The following is a 16,762-nucleotide window of genomic DNA, read 5'->3' as shown; positions in this document are numbered from 1 at the left end:
CTCAGTCGACGTCGATCTCCGCACCGGTCTCGGCGTCGACCAGTCCGATCGCGCCGGAGGGACATCCTCGGGCCAGCGTCCGCCCGGCGTCGTCCGGGAGCTCGGGCGCCCCGGGCACGACCTCGGCGAGCTCGTCGTCGTCGAAGCGCAGGACGTCGGGACGCTCCGCGACGCAGCGGCCCGAGCTGATGCAGACGTCGGCGTCGACCACGACCCGGCAGCTCATCGGCCGACCCCCAGCAGCACGGGATAGGTCCCCCAGTACGGGCGGGCGGTGGCGGTGTCGGGCTCCGGTGGACGGGCGGGGTCGCGGGCGACGCCGGCCGCGAACAGCTGCCGGACCGCGCCGGTGACCAGCCCGGTCAGGTGCGACGACGGGTCGGTGTCCGGGCGCGCCACCACCCCGGCGGCCAGGTCCTGCCCGATGCACACGTGCATCCCGGCGGCGAAGCTGAGCCCGAAGGGACCGACCCCCGGCGGCGTGGCGCGGTCGGGGTCGAACTCCCCCGCGTCGGGCCCGAACACGGACTCGCCCCGGTTGACGGCATGGAGGTCGATCACCACCGTGTCGCCGACACCGATCTCGACACCCGAGCGCAGCCGGACCGGGGCGAGCGCCCGGCGGCGGCCGACCGGGCTCGAGGGGTTGAGCCGCACCGTCTCGTGCACGCACCGCTGGACGAAGAGCGGGTCGTCCCACCGGTCGGCCTGCTCGGGGTGCCGGTCGAACCAGGTGAGCAGGTGGTCGACGGTCCGCACGAACGCGGTCGCGCTCGTGTGCCCGCCCGCGAGCAGGAAGAACGCGACCTCGCGGCGCACGACGTGCCGGGGCAGGCCGAGCTCGTCGCCGTGGCGCAGCAGCGTCGTCAGGACGTCGGCGGGCACCTCGACGGGCTCCCCCGCGGCCTCGGCGGCGAGCAACGCCCGACGACGCTCGACCGACGGCGCCAGGAACTCCTCGTCCCAGTCGGCGAGGGCACGGGCGACCGCCGCGACGGTGGCCTCCCGGTCCCCCGTCCCGTGCGCGAGCGTGGCGCCCTGGATGAACCGGAGCATGTAGGCGTGCAGGCGGTCGGTCTCCGCCGCGGTGCCCTCGGGCCGGTCCACCCCGGCGGTGAGCGCGGCGAGGTTGAGCATCAGCTCGTGACCCAGGTGCACCAGGTCGGCCCCGCCCGCGGCGACGTGCGGGGCCAGGGTCCGCTCGACGATGCCCGGGAACAGCTCGCGCTCGTAGCGCTCGAACACGTCCCGCCGGAACAGCCGGTTCTCGACGCGGCGGCGGTCGCGGTGCTCGGTCCCGTGCAGGTTCACCAGGACGTCGGCCATCACCACCTCGCCCTCGTCGTAGAGGGACTGGCGCAGGTCGCGGGAGCGGTAGACGTCCTTGGCGTCGGCGAAGGTGTCGACGGTGACGGTCATCGCGCCTCCTCGGTGACGGTGCCGCGACGGTAGTCGTCAGCGAACTGACGCCGCAATGCGCCCGCATCCCTTCCCGACCGACCCCGCCGTCGTTAATGTCGCAACGCCGAGCCAGCCGGAAGCGACGCAGCGACGGAGTTGTCATGTCGACCATCACCCTCGACCGCTACGCCGACGTCCGCGACGCGTTCCGCCGGCACGAACTCGCCCAGGCGCTCTACGACGCGGGCGGAGTGGTCATGGCCGACTGCCTGCTCGTGCTGCACGGCGCGGAGCACCGGGTGCGCCGCCGGGTCGAGAACCGGCTGTTCCGCCGGGGCACCTTCCGCCACTGGGAGCGGGAGTTCCTCCGCGACGTCGTCGTCGACACGCTGCGCCCCTTCACGACGACGGGTCGGGCCGACCTCATCGAGCTCGGCTACCGGACGATCATGACCCTGACGGCGATGGTGGCCGGGGTCGACCGGCCCACCGGTTCCGACGCCGAGACCGACGTGCTCTACCGGCTGGCCAAGAAGTTCTCCGAGGGCGCCACCCTCGTGCACACGACCCGCGACCCCGACGAGGTCCGCGCCGAGGTGGCGGCGGCTCTCGACGAGTTCGACCGGGTCTTCCTGCAGCCCTCGATCGCCCGCCGGACGGCGTTGCTCGAGCAGTTCACGGCCGGGGAGATCGAGGAGTCCGCACTCCCCCGCGACGTGCTGACCGCCCTGCTGCGCCACCGCGACGAACTCGGCGTCTCCGACGACGCGATCCGCCGCGAGTGCGCCTTCTACCTGCAGGCCGGCTCGCACAGCACGGCCGACGCGTTCAGCCACGCCGCCGACGACTGGTTCGCCTGGTCGGCCCGGGATCCCGAGGCCGCCGACCGGGCCCGCACCGACCCGGCGCTGCTGCAGGCCTGCGTGTACGAGACGTTGCGGCTGCACCCCGCGAGCCCGGTCGCCCGACGCCGGGCCGAGTCCCCCATCGCCCTGCGGAACGGCACGGAGGTCCCGGAGGGCGCCGTCGTCGTGCTCGACATCGCCGCGGCGAACCGGGACGCGACCGTGTTCGACCGGCCCGGGGAGTACGACCCCACCCGCGCCGTGCCCGCCGAGGTCCCGCGCTGGGGGCACGCCTTCGGCGGCGGGATGCACGCGTGCATCGGGACCGAGCTCGCGGGCGGGGTGCCGATGGCGGCCGCCGAGGACGGTCAGCAGGTCCTCGGCACCGTCACGCTGATGCTCGAGGCACTGCTGGGCGCCGGGGCCCGCCCCGACCCCGAGCACCCGGCCCGGCGCGACCCGCACTCCGCGCGGGACCACTTCGCGTCCTACCCCGTGCTCTTCTCCTGATGGACCTGCCGCCGGCGTTGGCCCGCTTCCTGACGGCGGTCGAGGCACGGGACCCCGAGACCGCCGGCGCCTGCTTCGCCGACGGCGCGCCCTACGCGAACGTGCCGCACCCGCCCGTCGTCGGGCCCTCCGGGGTCCGCGACCTGCTCGCGCCGATCCTCGAGCGCTCGGAACACGTGCGGTGGGAGATCGTCACCGCGGCCGTCGACACCCGCCGGTGCTTCCTGGAGCGGGTCGACCGCTTCGTCATCGACGGCCGCGAGTACGCGGTCGCCTGCACCGCCGTCGTGGAACTCGATCCCGCGGCCGACCGCATCACCGCCTTCCGCGACTACGTCGACCTCGGTGAATGGCGTGCGCGCCTGGCCGGGGCCCTGTCCTGACCCCTTCCACCCCCGCCCGATCCACCGAGGAGAACCCGATGCCCGCGATGCTGCGTGGACTCGAAGGCAAGACCGTCCTGATCACCGGCGCCGCGAAGGGCCAGGGCCTGAGCCACGCCCTGGCGTTCGCGGACGCGGGCGCGGACGTCGCCGCCCTGGACATCACCGACCCGATCGACGACATCTATCCGCTGGCCACCGCCGACATGCTCGAGGCGACCGTCGCCGCCGTCGAGGCCAAGGGGCGCCGGTGCCTGCCGCTGCCGTGCGACCTGCGCGACGAGTCGCAGGTCGAGGCCGCCGTCGCGAAGGCCCTGGGGTACTTCGACCACCGCATCGACATCGTGGTGAACAACGCCGGGGTCGCCGCGCTGGACTCGATCCAGGGCATGCGCTCCCACGTCATGGACGCCGTGATCGACACGATCGTCAAGGGCCACATGTACGTGGCGAAGTACGTCGTCCCCAGCATGATCGGCCACCGCAGCGGCAAGATCATCAACATCTCGTCCGGCGTCACCGGCTCCGGCCACGCGCAGCTCTCGCACTACGTCGCCGCCAAGCACGCGATCCAGGGCCTGACCTCGGCGTGGGCGTTCGAGCTCGCGGAGTTCGACATCAACGTGAACGCCATCGCGCCGGCGACGATCAAGCCGGGCGAAGAGCAGGGTTCGGGCATGGTGCTGGGCCTGGCGGGCGAGGTCGGGATGACGCCCGACGACGCCTACGAGATGTTCTCCGCCGCCGGCAACATGCCCGGCCCGAAGTGGCGGACCGAGGTCTCCGACATCACCGACGCCGTGCTCTTCCTCGCCTCGGACAACGCCGACCAGATCACCGGCCACGTCCTGCGCGTCGACGCGGGGCAGGGAGCGAAGTAGCGGGTCAGCGTCCGGCGGCGCGGAGCTGGTCGTCGATCCAGGCGTCGCCGGAACGCTCCCGGCCCTGCGCGTCCGTCCAGCCGCAGGCGCGGTTGGTGATCTCGTCCGGGTGCGCCGGGTCGCCGAACACCGGCGGACCGGAGAGGTCGCAGGTCGTCGTGACGGCGAGCGGCGCGGCCGGCGCGGCCACGGGAGCCGCGGGAGCCACGGCCGGCGCGGCCAGCGCGTACGTCGCCGAGCAGAGCAGGCCGGCCAGGGTCGCGGCGCCGAGCGAGACGTGCGCCCGGCGTGCCGTGCCCTGCTGGTGGTGCCGCCCCATGTGGTCCCCCGACCCTCGATCCGTCGACCGGTGGTTCGGGGTGCCCGACGACATCGTTATCGACGCGTCACCGGTGCCACCCGATCGGGGCCGACCGTCCCCCGCACGCCGCATCCAGGACGTCTCGTGATCGACCGACACGGAGCGTGACGCGGGTTCCCGGGCCGTGCCCTGGAACCGGGACCGCTCGCACCGGTTCCGCGGCGTGGCCCGCGGAGAGCGGCCGAGCAGCCGGCGACGCGACGTCCCTCAGACCGCCGGGTCCGCGCCCCCCAGCGCCTCCGCGATCGGCCGCGGCGCCAGCCCGTCCGGGGTCACGACGACGAGCGACCCCGCCTCCGGCGGCTCCACCCGCGGCGGGTCCTCCCCGCAGACCGCGTGCACGAGCGCCCGCTCCAGGGCGGGTCGGACCAGGTCGGCCAGGTCCTCCCCGCGCGGCTTCGCGAGGCCGTCCACGATCGTCGGCACGTCCACCAGCGCCGCGGCCGCCGCCGGGTGGGACAGCGTGCACACGTCCCGTTCCCGACGCCGGGTGCCGGTGCTCCGCGACCAGGTCAGCACCACCGTCGCGTGGAGGTCGGTCCAGAACTGCTGCTCCGCGACGGGTGCCGGCAGCGACCCGCCGGGCGTCGCCTCCACCGTCCGCCACCGCCGGACGTCCTCGGCCTTCGCCTCGAGGGCGGCGAGCCGGTCGGTGTCGTCGGGGTCGTCGGCCAGGTCGGTCAGCGCCCGGAACGCGTCGTCGGCCGTGAGAAGGGCGGCGAGGTCGAGCCGCTCGGCCTCCACCCGGTACTGGTGCACGACCAGCCGCGGCCCGTCCGCCGCCGCCGTCGTCCGGGTGCTGACGACGGCGAGGTCGAGCCGGTCGGGCGGCGGGTCCTCCCCCTCGGAGACGTCGTAGGCCCGGGACCGGTCGGGCCAGTGCAGCAGCGTCAGCGACCCGACGTCCGCAAGGATCTCCCCGGTCCTCGTGCGGTCGAGGACGAGGCCGAGCAGCCGGAGCTGGTCGGTCTCCAGGTCGTCGACGTAGCCGCGGACCTCGTCGAGTGCGCGGTCGTGGTCGCCCGCCAGCGCCTCGACCCGGGCCCCGATCCCCTCGCCCGCGTCGACCCGGCGGTCGAGCTCCTCGATCCGGGCCGTCAGCCGCCGTCGGCTCTCCCACCCCGCATAGGCGAGCGCCGCGAGCAGGGCCAGGAGCACCAGTGCGCCCGCGACGATCCACGGCCGGCCGACGCCCCGCTGCTCGACGACCGGCGCGGGCGTCACGGTCACCGGCGTGTCGACGGTGGCCGCCTGCACCCCGAGCCGCGTCAGCCCCTCGATCGCCACCGGGTTCCCGACGTCGAGCCGCTGCGCCGCCCGGTAGTGCCCGGTCGCGCCGGTGGGGTCGCCGGCGGTCTCCGCCTCCGATCCGGCCGCGACCTCGGAGTACGCGGCCGCGTAGCGCTCGCTCGCCGCCGTGAGACCCGACGTCGCGCAGTCGCCCTCCTGTGCCGCGACCGCCCGCGCCGACAGCTCCGTGGCCGCCCCGACCCGACCGGCCGCCAGCTGCGTGGCGGCCGCGTCGCACAGGGGCGTGGGCGCGGCGGAACACCCGGCGGTCGTCGTCACGACCGCGAGCAGGACCGCGGACGCGGCGAGGAGGGATCGCACCGGGGATGTTCCTACAACATCGACTTCGGCGTCCCGACGGGAGCCCGGCTGTCGTAGGCCGACCGCGCGTCGTCGACGGCGGCCATGTGCGTCTCGGCCCAGTCGCGCAGCACCGCGAGCGGGCCGGTGAGCGAGCGCCCGAGCGGCGTGAGGCCGTAGTGCACGGCCGGCGGGACCGTCGGTTCGACCCGGCGGACGACGAACCCGTCGCGCTCGAGGACGCGCAGCGTGTCCGCGAGGACCTTGGAGGAGATGCCGGGCGCGCGGCGGCGGAGCTCGGCGAAGCGCACCTCGTCCTCGGACCCGAGGGCGAGGAACAGCATCGACACCCACTTCGAGCCGATCCGGTCGAGCATCTGGCGCGTCGGACATGCCGGGTCGAGGAGGTCCCCACGGCGGGAGGCGGTCACCTCGGGCTCACCTCCTCACCTCGACGTGCGTCCTTGTGGGCCACCGTCCGGTTCCCGACGATGACCTGGTCACCACAGGTTACCGGCATCGAGGAGCTCGCATGGACCACCACGACGTCGACGGGCGGCACGTCGTGAGCAGCGGGACCGGACCTGCCGTCGTGCTGCTGCACGGCTGGCCGCACACGTGGTTCCTGTGGCGCCACGTCATCGCCCGCCTGCGCACGACCCACCGCGTGATCGCCCCCGACCTCCGCGGACTCGGCGCGAGCCGCCGCACCGCCGAGGGCTACGACCTGCACACCGGCGCCGACGACGTCGTCGCGACGATGGACGCGCTGGGGGTCGCGGACGCCCTCGTCGTCGGGATCGACCTCGGTGCCCCGATCGCCGCGATGACGGCGCTGCGCCACCCGGACCGGGTACGCGGCCTCGCGGTGACCGAGGGCCTGCTCGGACGCCTCCCCGGCGCCGAGGACTTCCCGCCGCCGTGGTGGTTCGGCTTCCACGGAGTCCCAGGGCTCGCCGAGACCGTGCTCGCGGGGCACGAGGCGGAGTACCTCGACTGGTTCTACCGCGCCGGGACGGCGGACGGGGTCGGCATCGCCCCCGAGGCCCGGGACGCCTTCGTCGCCGCCTACGCCGACCCGGTCTCCCTGCGCTGCGGGTTCGCCTACTACCGCGCGATGGACGTGCACGCCGAGCAGCTCGCGGCGGCCGGACGCCTGACGGTACCGGCCCTCGCCGTCGCGGGCGGGGTGGTCGGGGACGCGGTCGGGCGCCAGCTGGACGGGATCGCCGACGACGTCACGCACGTGGCGGTCCCGGGCTGCGGCCACCTCGTGCCCGAGGAGCAGCCCGACGCGCTCGCCGCCCACCTGGCCGGGTTCGACCGGACGTGCGGCGGTCGGTCGGGACCGGCACCGCACCCGGTCAGCCCGGGTTCACCCCGACGATCCAGGTGACGCCGAAACGGTCGGTCACCATCCCGTACGGCGTACCCCAGGGCGTCGGCGCGAGCGACTGGATCACACGTCCGCCGTCGGCGAGCCCCGTCCAGTACCCGGCGACCTCCTCGAGCGAGTCCCCGTTCAGCAGCACGAACAGCGACTCGGTGTGCACCAGGGCGTCGGCGCGCCCCGGACCGTCGGCCCCGGCGAGCACCCCGCCCCGCGCGTCGAACACGTCGTAGGCGGCGATGCGGAACCCGTTCTCCGCCGCGACCAGGCCGAACCCGACCAGGTCGGCGTTCGGGGAGTCCGCCGGGACCGGGGCGAAGGTGACCCGGTCGGAGTCGGCCGAGTCCTGCGGCACGCCACCCTCGCCGTAGGTCCCGATCACGAGCTGTCCGCCGAAGATCGCGTGGTAGTACTCGAGCGCCGCCCGCGCGTTGCCCGTGAAGTTGAGGTGCGTGACCGTGCTGATCGCCATGAGCGGAGCCTGTCGGGGGAGGCGGTCAGGTCCGGTCCTCCTCTCCGTTCGCCGTGGATCCGGGTCACGACGGCGGGTCGGGGTACCCCGCCGTCGTGACCGACACCGAAGAGCGTCGTCCGACCCGCACCCGGCTGCTGGTCGGCGCCGGGATCGTCCTGGTCGTCCTGGTGGCCCTCGCGATCGTGGCCGTGACGGGCCGCTCCCCCGCCCCGACGGGTGCGACGGGAACGACCTCCGCGGACCCGGTGGCGCAGGCCCGGCTGGACGTGCCCCGTCGTCAGGCCGGGGACCCCCTGGCGCTGGGCCGGGTGGACGCGCCGGTGGTGCTCGCCGAGTGGGGCGACTTCCAGTGCCCGTTCTGCCGCCTGTACGCGACGTCGACCGAGCCGGCCCTCATGCGGCAGTACGTCGACTCCGGGCAGGTCCGCATCGAGTGGCACGACTTCGCCTACCTCGGCCCCGAGTCCGTCCTCGAGGCCCGCGCCGCCCGGGCCGCCGGACGCCAGGGCCAGTTCTGGCCGTTCCACGCGGCCCTCTACGCCGACCAGGCGCCGGAGAACCGCGGCGAGGTCACCGAGGCGTCGCTGACGGCGCTGGCCGAACGGCTCGGGCTCGACGTGCCCCGCTTCCAGGCCGACTTCGCCGACCCGCAGATCGCCTCCGACGTGGCCGCCGACCAGCAGTTGGGCTCACGCCTCGGCGTCGGCGGTGTGCCCAGCTTCGTCATCGGCGACCAGCTGATCTTCGGCGCCCAGCCCCTGTCGACGTTCCAGCAGGCCCTCGACGCCGCCCTCGCGCGGTCTCGCTGACCGTGCCCGACCTCGGCTACGCGGCCGCCCTGCTCGGCGGGGTCCTCGCGCTGCTCAGTCCGTGCAGCGCGCTGCTGCTGCCCTCGTTCTTCGCCTACGCGTTCAGCGGCCGCACCGAACTCGTCGCGCGGACGGGCGTGTTCCTCCTCGGCCTCGCGGCGGTCCTGGTACCGCTCGGGGCCGGTTCGGGCGCGCTCGCGGGTGTGCTGACGCAGTACCGGTCGGTGGTGGTGACGGTCGCCGGTGCGGTGATCGTGGTGCTCGGCGTCGTGACGCTGCTCGGCGGCGGGTGGGCGTTCGGCGCGGCGGCGCGGTTCCAGTCGCGGATGGCGCGGCGCGGGACGTGGCTCGCGACCCTCGGGCTCGGCGCCGCCTACGGCCTGGCCGGCTTCTGCTCCGGCCCGATCCTCGGCGCGGTGCTCACGGTCGCCGCCGCGAGCGGGCAGGCGGTCCGCGGGGCGGCGCTGCTCGCGGTCTACGCCGTCGGGATGGCGCTCCCGCTGTTCGTGCTCGCCCTGCTCTGGCAACGCCTCGACCTGGGTCGCCGCTCGTGGCTGCGCGGGCGGGAGTTCTCGCTGGGCCGGCTGCGGCTGCACACGACGTCGGTGATCTCGGGGCTGCTGTTCATCGTGATCGGCGTGCTGTTCATCGTGTTCGACGGGACGGCGGGGCTGATCGGCGCCGACCCCGCGACGGCGGCCGCGGCGGAGAACGGGGCGGTGTCGGTCGGGGCCGGGATCCCGGACCTCGTGGTCCTCGGGGTGATCGCTCTGGTGACGGTCGGCGTCGTCGTCTGGCGGGTGTTCCGGCGCGACGACGGGTCCGGCTCCCGGGACGAGACGTCGGTCGGTGCGCGGGGTGGCCCCGAGGTGTGACCTCCGGCCGGCTCCGTGTCAGAGCCGCTCTGGGTCGGCTCGAGACGTCACTCATCGGGCTCGACCGACCCTGCCCGGCCGACGACTGACGTCTCGCGGTGTTCGGCGTCGGGTGATGACCACTCCTGCGGCTCCGGCTGCACGAGACGTCACTGATCCGGCTCGACCCACCCCGCCGGCCCGATGGGTGACGTCTCGACCGTGCTCAGCGCCGGGTCATGACCTCGGTGCGCGGCTCGCGGTAGTCCTGCCGCGCCTGCGCGGCCCGGTCCCGATCGGCGCGACGCCCGCGGCCGATCGCGTAGGCGCCGCCGCCGATCAGCGCCACGGCACCCGCGCCGCCCAGGGCCCAGGGCAGGACGTCGGAGCCGGGGTCGGTGATCGCGGTGCTGTCGGCGTCGGTGCTCCCGGTGCCCGACGACGAGCCGTGTCCCGCACGGGTGCCGCTGCTGCCGTGGTGGGCGGGCGTCGGAGCGGTGCCGGTGACGGTGATGCGGCTGGACACCGTCCCGGCCGAGGACGACGCGGTGACCGTGTAGGTGCCCGCCGTGACGTCGGTGCCGATCGTGGCCGACCCGGCGAAGGCCGTCGGGTCGGTGCGGGTCATCGTGGCCGATCCGGCGAACGCCGACGAGGTGACGGTGACCGGGCCGTCGCCGCTGGTCGGCGTGGCCACCGAGCCGGAGAAGGTGAGGTGCGCGCCCGGCTTCACCGTCGTCGACGACAGCATGAGGTCACCGGGCTCGGAAGCTGCGGAGACCGCGGAGACGGCCGACGAGCTCGCGACCGGGGTGACGGTGTCGGCCAGGGCGACGCCGGTGCCGGCGAGGGCGAGCGAGCCGGCGATCAGGGTGGTGGCGGCGATCCGGGTGAGGCGCATGACGAGCTCCCGAGGGTGAGGGACGCGGTGCGGGGACCGTCCCGGTCGGGGCGCTCTCCGTGCTGACGAGGAGAACTCTGCCGCCGCGACCGGGGCCGTCCCGTCCCCCGAGGAGCCACACCGGGGGACGACAGCGGTGTCCCCCGACGAGGGGACGGCCCGTGTGGCCCGAACCCGGGCCGATGGGCCGACAGGACGACGGGCGCCGCCGTCCGACGCTTCCCGGGTCGCCGGGACACCCCCGGTCAACGCCCGAGAGGGGCACGTCATGAGCGTCGCCACCCTGCCCGTCCCCGCGGTTCCGGCCGCGCTCTCCCCCGCCGTGCCGCGGGTCGTCGACCCCGCCCGGCTGGCCACCCGGCCGATGCGCTGCTGGTTGCTGGCGGTCCTCGCGGCCAACGTCGTCGTCGCCGCGGTCCTCCTGCTCACCGCGACGTCGTTCGCCGCTGCGGCCGCCGCTGCGGGCACGATCGCGAGCGTCGACGTCGGGCTCGCCGCGCTGATCCGGCAGCAGGACGTGGTCAACGGGCTGTTCGCGCTCGCCACCCGCACGCCGCGGAGCTGGCCGCTGCGTCTGCGGGCCGCGATCGCCCAGGTGCACCAGGTCGGGGCCGGCGTCCACGTCGGCGCCGCGATCTCCGCGGTGGGCTGGTTCGTCGCCTTCACTGCGCTGACCGCGCTCGCCCCGGCCACGCCCCTGCGCCCGGCGGTGCTCGCGATCGCGACCGGCATCCTCGCGGTGCTGGTCACCATGGCCGTGCTCGCCCGGCCCAGCGCCCGCGAGCGGCACCACGACCGCTTCGAGCACTCGCACCGCTGGGGCGGCTGGGCCGCGCTCGCCCTGTTCACGGCCCTGACGATCGTCCTCGCGGCCGACGCCCCGACCTCGTTCCCGGTCGCCCTCGCCACCTCGCCCGGCACCTGGATCCTGCTCGCCGTCGCGGTCGCCGCGGTGATCCCGTGGCTGCAGCTGCGCCGCCTGCCGGTCACGATCGAGACCCCGTCGGACCACGTCGCCCTCGTCACGGCCGACCGGGGCCGACCGGTGCGCATCGGGTCGGCCACCCGCATCGCCCGCCACCCGCTCGGCCAGTGGCACGCCTTCGCCACCGTCGCCCGCCCCGACCGCACCGACTTCCGCCTCGCGGTCTCCCGCGCCGGGAACTGGACCGCCGACCTCATCGACGACCGACCCGACGCCCTCTGGGTCCGCGGGGTCCCGACGACGGGTGTCGGCAGCGTCTCGCGGGTGTTCACCCGGGTCGTCTGGATCGCGACCGGCAGCGGCATCGCCCCGGTGCTGCCGCACCTGCTCGGCGAGGACACCCCCGCGCACCTGGTCTGGGTCACCCGCAACCCCGAGCGCACCTACGGGCCCGCGCTCGTCGCCGACATCCGCACGGCCGACCCGACGGCGGTCTTCTGGGACACCGACGCCGCCGGCAAGCCCGACCTGGTCGCCCTCGCCGCCCGGGCCGTCGCCGAGACCGGCGCCGAGGCCGTCGTCTGCATCTCGAACCGCCGCACCACGCTCCGGGTGGTCGGCGAGCTCCGTCGGCAGGGCATCCCCGCCTACGGCCCGATCTGGGACTCCTGACGGTGCTGCTCCACGGGGCGGACACGTCGGCCGGCACTCACCAGGTGCTGCGCGGCGGCACCGTCCCGGTGTTGATCTGGTTCGCGAGGTTCGAGCAGACCACGGCGCAGGTGATGAAGGCGGCGAGCCAGAGGAAGAAGCTGATCGGGAAGATGAAGATCAGCAGCAGCCCGAGGAACAGGTGCGCGCCCATCAGCACCAGCCCGGTGCCGAGGCGGTCGAGGTACAGGTGTCCGGCGCCGATCCAGAGCAGCGAGAGCAGCACCGCGACCCCGGCCGACTTCACCGGCCGGGCCGCCGCGGGCGGGTACGGCGCACCGTACGGCTGCGGCATGAACGACTGCGGGGCATGGGGCGACGGGCCGTACGGCGGCAGCGGCGCGTAGGGCTGCGGGGCGTAGGGCTGCGGGGCGTATCCCTGCGGGGCGTATCCCTGCGGGGCGTATCCGGGAGGCGCCGGCACGGGCGGGAACGACGGGTGGGCCGTGGGCATCGGACGGGGAGCGGCGGGCTGCGCGGTGGCCGACCAGGGCGTGCAGCGCGGGCACGAGGCGCCCGCAGCGGGCAGTGCGGTGGCGCAGGTGGGGCAGGTCGCCCCGGCGGTCTCGGTCACGGTGTCCCCCCGACGGTGGCCGCCGGCCGGTGTGCCGGCGGCGTCGAGGGCCCATCGCGGGATCTCCGGCGCGGGTTACACGACGGGTCAGGTCTGCTCCGCGGGGCGGACGAGGATCTCGTTGACCGCGACCCGGGCGGGGCGGGTCACCATCCAGACGACGGCGTCGGCGATGTCGGCCGCCTCGAGGACGCCGAGCTCGCCGAGGGAGTCGAGGTCGGGCGTGTCGCCCTCGCCCTTGTCCGGGAGCTCGGTGCGGGTGATGCCCGGCTCCACCACCCCGACCCGCACGTGCACCGGCGCGAGCTCCTGGCGCAGCGACTCGGAGAAGGCGCCGACCGCGTGCTTCGTCGCGCTGTAGACCGCCCCCACCGGCAGCACGCGCCGTCCCGCGTCGGAGCTGACGTTGACCAGGTCCGCGACGCCACGCGGGCCGCCGGCCGCGGCGACGAGCGGTTCGAGGGCGGCGTGGCTGGCCGCCAGCAGGCCGTCGAGGTTGATCGCGGTCGTGGCGCGCCAGTCGGCGAGGTCCGACCCGCGGGCCGGCGCGAGCGAGCCGTACCCGGCGTTGTTCACCAGCACGTCCAGCCGACCGTGCCGCGCCACGACCTCCCCGATCGCGGCGACGGCCGCGTCGGTGTCGGCCAGGTCGACGGCGTGCACGCTGGTGTGCCCGCCGAGGTCCGCGGCGAGCGCCTCGAGCCGGTCCGCCCGCCGCGCGAGCAGCGCGAGGGTCGCCCCCTGGGCCGCGAGCGCCCGCGCCGTCGCCTCCCCGATGCCGCTCGACGCGCCCGTCACCGCCGCGACCGTCCCGTCCAGTGCTCCCATGCCGTCGGCTACCCCGCACCGGTCCTCGTCAACGACCGCGAATCGTGTCCTGAGCTGGACCCGTGGCACCCCTCGCCGACGAGATCGGACGCGGACTCCTGCAGGCGCTGCAGCTCGACGGCCGGGGGGGGTTCGCCCTCGTCGCCGAGACGCTCGGCGTGTCCGACGCACCTGGAACGCCAGTACCGCGAGCACGTGACCGGAGGCGGTCGGCGAGCGGCAGTGGCTGGTGCGGGTCGGCTGCGCGCCGGACGCCGCAGATGGGCTCGCGCACGCGATCGCGCGGCTGCCGGAGACGTCGTGGGGGCAGCACACGTCGGCGGGGCGGAGCTGCTCGTCATAGGCCGTGCGCCGAGGACAACCGGTTGCTCCTCGACGCGCTCGCCCGCGACGGCCGCGCCCGGTGGCGCGATCTGGCGGCGGCGACGGGCCGGTCCGCGGCCACGGCACGACGACTGGTGGTCGGGTGGCAGCGGGGGGCGCTGTTCTTCGACGTGGACTTCGCTCCGTCGCTGCTCGGGCTGCGCGCGTCCGCCGCCCCGTGAAACAAGGTGCACTTCGCCGATCTGGTCGCGACAAGTGCGGCGTCGGCTCGACATCGCGCCTCGCCGCGGCCGACGCCTCGACGTCCTGCCGCGGGGACGCGCGAGCCACACCGACTATCCGACACTCGCGCGACTGGCCGCCGGCACCGGGTAGTCCGGCAGCTCCACCTGGTCGGCGGGCGGGCTGAAGAGGCGGTCGGCGAGCCCGGTCCAGCGCTGCAGCGTGGCCACGGTGCGGAGCACGGACTGCTGGGCGACCAGTGCCGCGCGCGAGCCGGGATTGACGGCCCGGATCATCCGCGGGTTGACGTTCTGCGCTTCGGCGACGAACGGCCGCATGACCTCCTCGTAGCGCTGCAGGGCCACCCGGTGATCGGCGTTCCGGTCGAGCTCGCCCGCGAGGACGTGCGCGCCGGTCAGCGCGAGGGTCGTCCCGGTGCCGAACGGACCGGTGGCCCAGGCGGCGTCGCCGAGCAGCACCCGCCGTCCGGAACTCCAGCGGTCGAGGCGCACCTGGGCGACGGCGTCGACGTACATCGGCGCGTCGTCGAGCGCCGCGAGCACGCGCGGCGCCTCCCAGCCGACGTCGGCGAAGGTCTTCCGCAGGATCATGACCTGGTCGTCGTGGTCGAGCTGCTCCAGGCCGCGCACGTCGGTGAGGAAGCTCAGCATGGCCCGCGTGGTGCCCACGTTGTCCGGCCGCAGGCTGACGCCGCGGGTGCGCGTGGTGTGCATCCAGCGCCACCAGCGGTCGTCGTCGGCGGTCCGCGGGATCGTGATGTTCGCGATGACGAGGCCCAGCTCGGAGAGCTGCGCGTCCGGCACGACGAGCGTCCGGGTCCGCGAGCGGGTGCCCTCGGCGACCACGACGAGGTCGGCGTCGATCCGCTCCCCGCTCGCCAGGGTGGCGGTGACGTGGTCGTCGGCGTCGGTGAGGTCGGCGATCTGCTCGCCGAAGCGGTAGTCGGTGTCGTCGGCCGTGTGCTCGTAGAGGATGCGGGCCATCTCGCCGCGCAGGATCTCGAGCTCCGCGGTGGGGCCGTGGAGGTCGTCCTCCCCCGCGGGGAACTCCCCGACCGTCCCGCCGCGGTCGTCGACGAACCGCGTCCCCACCTCCGTCGTGCTCGTGGCGAGCGCCTCGGCCTCGAGCCCCATCCGTCGCAGGACGATCCGACCCGCCCCGCGCACGTCGATGTTCTGCCCCTCGTCACGCAGGCGCGGGTAGCGCTCGACGATGGTGGTGCGCCACCCCCGGGTGTTGAGCTCGTGGGCGAGGGCCGGGCCGCCGACGCTCGCGCCGGAGATGAGTGCGTGGCGTGTCATGGGATCCGGATACCCTGTCGCTAGATTCTCTAACTACCTGAGGAGGTGCCACGGATGGAGCCGGAGACCGAGATCGCGCACTTCGACGCGACCACGTTCGCGGTGCGCGACCTGATCGGCGCCTCACAGGACCTCGTCGTGCGCATGGCGAAGGCGATGCGGATGAACGTCACCGACATGACCGCGATCCACCTGCTCGGCGAGCACGGCCCGATGGGCGCCGCCGAACTGGCCGAGCGGCTCGGCATCCGCTCGGCGTCGGCCACCGTGCTGATCGACCGCCTCGAGGCCGCCGGGCACGTCGAGCGCACCCCGCACCCCACCGACCGCCGCCGCGTCACCCTCGCCGCCACAGCCGACGCGCAGGCCCACGCACTGCGCGTGTGGCTCCCCGGTCTGCGGCTGATCGACGAGGTCGGCCGGTCGCTCTCCCCGGAGGAGACCGTCGTCGTGCGTGCCTTCCTCGACCGGCTCACCGCGGCCATGGACCGGGCGGGCCGACCGGACTGATCACGACGACGGGTGCAGGTCCTCGGGAGACGAAGCGGAGCGGAGCTCGACCATCGACTGCGTGCCGATCACCCGCAGCAGGTCGAGCTTCTCCCGGGCGTCGGTCCCCTCCGTGGGGAAGTAGACGAGCAGGACCCGGTCGGTCTCGGGGCTGAGCAGGACCTCGCAGGTGACGTGCACGAGCCCGACCTCCGGGTGCCGGAACCGCTTCCGGTCGACCCGCCGGACCCCGACCTCGTGGCGCTCCCAGAGCTCCCGGAACTCGGTGCTGCGGGCGAGCAGGTCGTCGACCAGCTCGGTCACGTCCGCGTCGCCCGCCCGCCGGGCCGCGGTGGCGCGCAGGTCGCGGACGTGTCCGGCGGACAACGCGGCCCGGTCCTCGTCCGGGGTCAACGAGCGGAACGCTGGATCGGTGAACCACTGCCGCACCGGATTGACCGTGCTGGTGCCGAACAGGGCGTCGGCGAGCGGGTTCTGCCACAGCACGTCGTGCAGATCGGTGTGGATGCGGGCGGGGACGTCGGTGAGGTGGTCGACCAGCGCCATCAGACCCGGCGACACGTGCCGGCCGGCCCGCCGCGCCGGTGGGACCAAGCCGGCGAGATGGAAGAGGTGGTCGCGCTCGTCGAGGTCGCAGCGCAGCGCCCGCGCCAGGCTCGTCACGACGGGTTCGCTCGGGTGCGGGCCGCGGGCCTGCTCGAGGCGCGTGTAGTAGTCGACCGAGAGCCCGGCCAGCTGCGCGACCTCCTCGCGGCGCAACCCCGGGGTCCGTCGTCGGGGGCCCGGCACGAGACCGACCTCGGTCGGTCGCAGCAGCTCCCGTCGTCGCCGGAGGAAGTCCCCGAGGCCCGCGCGGTCGATCACCGCCCCAGCATCAACCGTCGTCGGGAAGCGAGCCAGGGTCGGCCGGTCCCTGGTTGGCCCGGGCCTGCCACCTCCCCGTCGA

At 74.8% G+C, this 16,762-nt stretch carries 20 protein-coding genes; 9 read left to right on the top strand and 11 right to left on the bottom strand.

Annotated elements, in window-relative coordinates; translation table 11 throughout:
• Position 1: 1 nt before the first annotated feature.
• Positions 2–226 (bottom strand): ferredoxin, encoded by a 225-nt coding sequence (locus QSK00_RS06125; RefSeq protein WP_285588642.1) that lies wholly within the window; start codon positions 224–226, stop codon positions 2–4.
• Positions 223–1,419 carry a cytochrome P450 gene (locus tag QSK00_RS06120; RefSeq protein WP_285588640.1) on the bottom strand — a complete coding sequence of 399 codons (1,197 nt, stop codon included), beginning with the start codon at positions 1,417–1,419 and terminating at the stop codon, positions 223–225. Before QSK00_RS06120 ends, QSK00_RS06125 begins: the two co-directional genes overlap by 4 nt.
• 143 nt (positions 1,420–1,562) lie before the next feature.
• Between QSK00_RS06120 and QSK00_RS06115 the strand changes: the two genes are divergently transcribed.
• From QSK00_RS06115 to QSK00_RS06105, 3 genes are read left to right on the top strand one after another with little or no spacing between them, the layout of a single operon-like run.
• The gene (locus tag QSK00_RS06115; protein ID WP_285588638.1) at positions 1,563–2,756 is read left to right on the top strand and encodes a cytochrome P450; all 1,194 of its coding nucleotides are present in this window, start codon (positions 1,563–1,565) and stop codon (positions 2,754–2,756) included.
• Entirely contained in the window at positions 2,756–3,139 is a 384-nt protein-coding gene (locus tag QSK00_RS06110) for a nuclear transport factor 2 family protein (RefSeq protein WP_285588636.1), read from the top strand. Before QSK00_RS06115 ends, QSK00_RS06110 begins: the two co-directional genes overlap by 1 nt.
• A 38-nt stretch (positions 3,140–3,177) precedes the next feature.
• The gene (locus QSK00_RS06105; RefSeq protein ID WP_285588634.1) at positions 3,178–4,020 is read left to right on the top strand and encodes an SDR family NAD(P)-dependent oxidoreductase; all 843 of its coding nucleotides are present in this window, start codon (positions 3,178–3,180) and stop codon (positions 4,018–4,020) included.
• Positions 4,021–4,024: 4 nt separating this feature from the next.
• Here the strand turns inward: QSK00_RS06105 and QSK00_RS06100 are convergent, their stop codons facing one another.
• The 3 genes from QSK00_RS06100 to QSK00_RS06090 form a co-directional block, all read right to left on the bottom strand.
• The gene (locus QSK00_RS06100; protein ID WP_285588633.1) at positions 4,025–4,339 is read right to left on the bottom strand and encodes a hypothetical protein; all 315 of its coding nucleotides are present in this window, start codon (positions 4,337–4,339) and stop codon (positions 4,025–4,027) included.
• 249 nt (positions 4,340–4,588) lie between these two features.
• Positions 4,589–5,992, bottom strand: a complete 1,404-nt coding sequence (locus QSK00_RS06095) for a hypothetical protein (protein WP_285588631.1) — start codon at positions 5,990–5,992, stop codon at positions 4,589–4,591.
• A gap of 11 nt (positions 5,993–6,003) precedes the next feature.
• Positions 6,004–6,402, bottom strand: a complete 399-nt coding sequence (locus QSK00_RS06090) for a winged helix-turn-helix transcriptional regulator (RefSeq protein ID WP_285588628.1) — start codon at positions 6,400–6,402, stop codon at positions 6,004–6,006.
• Positions 6,403–6,503: 101 nt separating this feature from the next.
• Between QSK00_RS06090 and QSK00_RS06085 the strand changes: the two genes are divergently transcribed.
• The gene (locus QSK00_RS06085; RefSeq protein WP_285588626.1) at positions 6,504–7,367 is read left to right on the top strand and encodes an alpha/beta fold hydrolase; all 864 of its coding nucleotides are present in this window, start codon (positions 6,504–6,506) and stop codon (positions 7,365–7,367) included.
• Here the strand turns inward: QSK00_RS06085 and QSK00_RS06080 are convergent.
• Positions 7,336–7,833, bottom strand: a complete 498-nt coding sequence (locus tag QSK00_RS06080; protein WP_285588624.1) for a VOC family protein — start codon at positions 7,831–7,833, stop codon at positions 7,336–7,338. The two genes, QSK00_RS06085 and QSK00_RS06080, sit on opposite strands and share 32 nt — an antisense overlap.
• 95 nt (positions 7,834–7,928) lie before the next feature.
• Between QSK00_RS06080 and QSK00_RS06075 the strand changes: the two genes are divergently transcribed.
• Both QSK00_RS06075 and QSK00_RS06070 read left to right on the top strand, forming a co-directional pair.
• Positions 7,929–8,645 (top strand): DsbA family protein, encoded by a 717-nt coding sequence (locus QSK00_RS06075; protein ID WP_285588621.1) that lies wholly within the window; start codon positions 7,929–7,931, stop codon positions 8,643–8,645.
• A 2-nt stretch (positions 8,646–8,647) separates the two neighbouring features.
• Positions 8,648–9,520, top strand: a complete 873-nt coding sequence (locus QSK00_RS06070; RefSeq protein WP_285588618.1) for a cytochrome c biogenesis CcdA family protein — start codon at positions 8,648–8,650, stop codon at positions 9,518–9,520.
• Positions 9,521–9,725: 205 nt separating this feature from the next.
• Here the strand turns inward: QSK00_RS06070 and QSK00_RS06065 are convergent, their stop codons facing one another.
• The gene (locus tag QSK00_RS06065; RefSeq protein ID WP_285588617.1) at positions 9,726–10,400 is read right to left on the bottom strand and encodes a hypothetical protein; all 675 of its coding nucleotides are present in this window, start codon (positions 10,398–10,400) and stop codon (positions 9,726–9,728) included.
• Between the two features lie 268 nt (positions 10,401–10,668).
• Here QSK00_RS06065 and QSK00_RS06060 point away from each other — a divergent pair, with 268 nt between their 5' ends.
• A complete protein-coding gene (locus tag QSK00_RS06060) occupies positions 10,669–11,997 on the top strand; it encodes an FNR domain-containing protein (RefSeq protein ID WP_285588616.1) in 1,329 nt (442 codons plus the stop codon).
• Between the two features lie 37 nt (positions 11,998–12,034).
• On the opposite strand, the gene QSK00_RS06055 is transcribed toward QSK00_RS06060, so the two are convergent.
• Positions 12,035–12,610: a hypothetical protein gene (locus QSK00_RS06055; RefSeq protein ID WP_285588612.1), complete on the bottom strand. Its 576-nt coding sequence runs from the start codon at positions 12,608–12,610 to the stop codon at positions 12,035–12,037.
• An 87-nt stretch (positions 12,611–12,697) separates the two neighbouring features.
• Complete coding sequence (locus tag QSK00_RS06050; RefSeq protein WP_285588610.1) at positions 12,698–13,438, bottom strand: SDR family oxidoreductase; 741 nt, start codon at positions 13,436–13,438, stop codon at positions 12,698–12,700.
• Between the two features lie 365 nt (positions 13,439–13,803).
• Here QSK00_RS06050 and QSK00_RS06045 point away from each other — a divergent pair, with 365 nt between their 5' ends.
• A complete protein-coding gene (locus tag QSK00_RS06045; protein WP_285588609.1) occupies positions 13,804–13,983 on the top strand; it encodes an Lrp/AsnC family transcriptional regulator in 180 nt (59 codons plus the stop codon).
• Positions 13,984–14,097: 114 nt separating this feature from the next.
• On the opposite strand, the gene QSK00_RS06040 is transcribed toward QSK00_RS06045, so the two are convergent.
• On the bottom strand, positions 14,098–15,306 hold the full coding sequence (locus QSK00_RS06040; RefSeq protein ID WP_285588607.1) for an FAD-dependent monooxygenase: 1,209 nt from the start codon (positions 15,304–15,306) through the stop codon (positions 14,098–14,100).
• 54 nt (positions 15,307–15,360) lie between these two features.
• On the opposite strand from QSK00_RS06040, the gene QSK00_RS06035 reads away from it, so the two are divergent.
• Positions 15,361–15,816 (top strand): MarR family winged helix-turn-helix transcriptional regulator, encoded by a 456-nt coding sequence (locus QSK00_RS06035; protein ID WP_285588605.1) that lies wholly within the window; start codon positions 15,361–15,363, stop codon positions 15,814–15,816.
• Here the strand turns inward: QSK00_RS06035 and QSK00_RS06030 are convergent, their stop codons facing one another.
• Entirely contained in the window at positions 15,817–16,680 is an 864-nt protein-coding gene (locus QSK00_RS06030; RefSeq protein WP_285588603.1) for a helix-turn-helix transcriptional regulator, read from the bottom strand.
• Between the last annotated feature and the right edge of the window lie 82 nt (positions 16,681–16,762).

Source organism: Actinomycetospora sp. NBRC 106378 (genome assembly GCF_030269685.1).
Taxonomy (GTDB): domain Bacteria; phylum Actinomycetota; class Actinomycetes; order Mycobacteriales; family Pseudonocardiaceae; genus Actinomycetospora.
The sequence above is the reverse complement of the archived record's forward strand: the minus strand, read 5'-3'. Positions and strand labels throughout refer to the sequence as shown.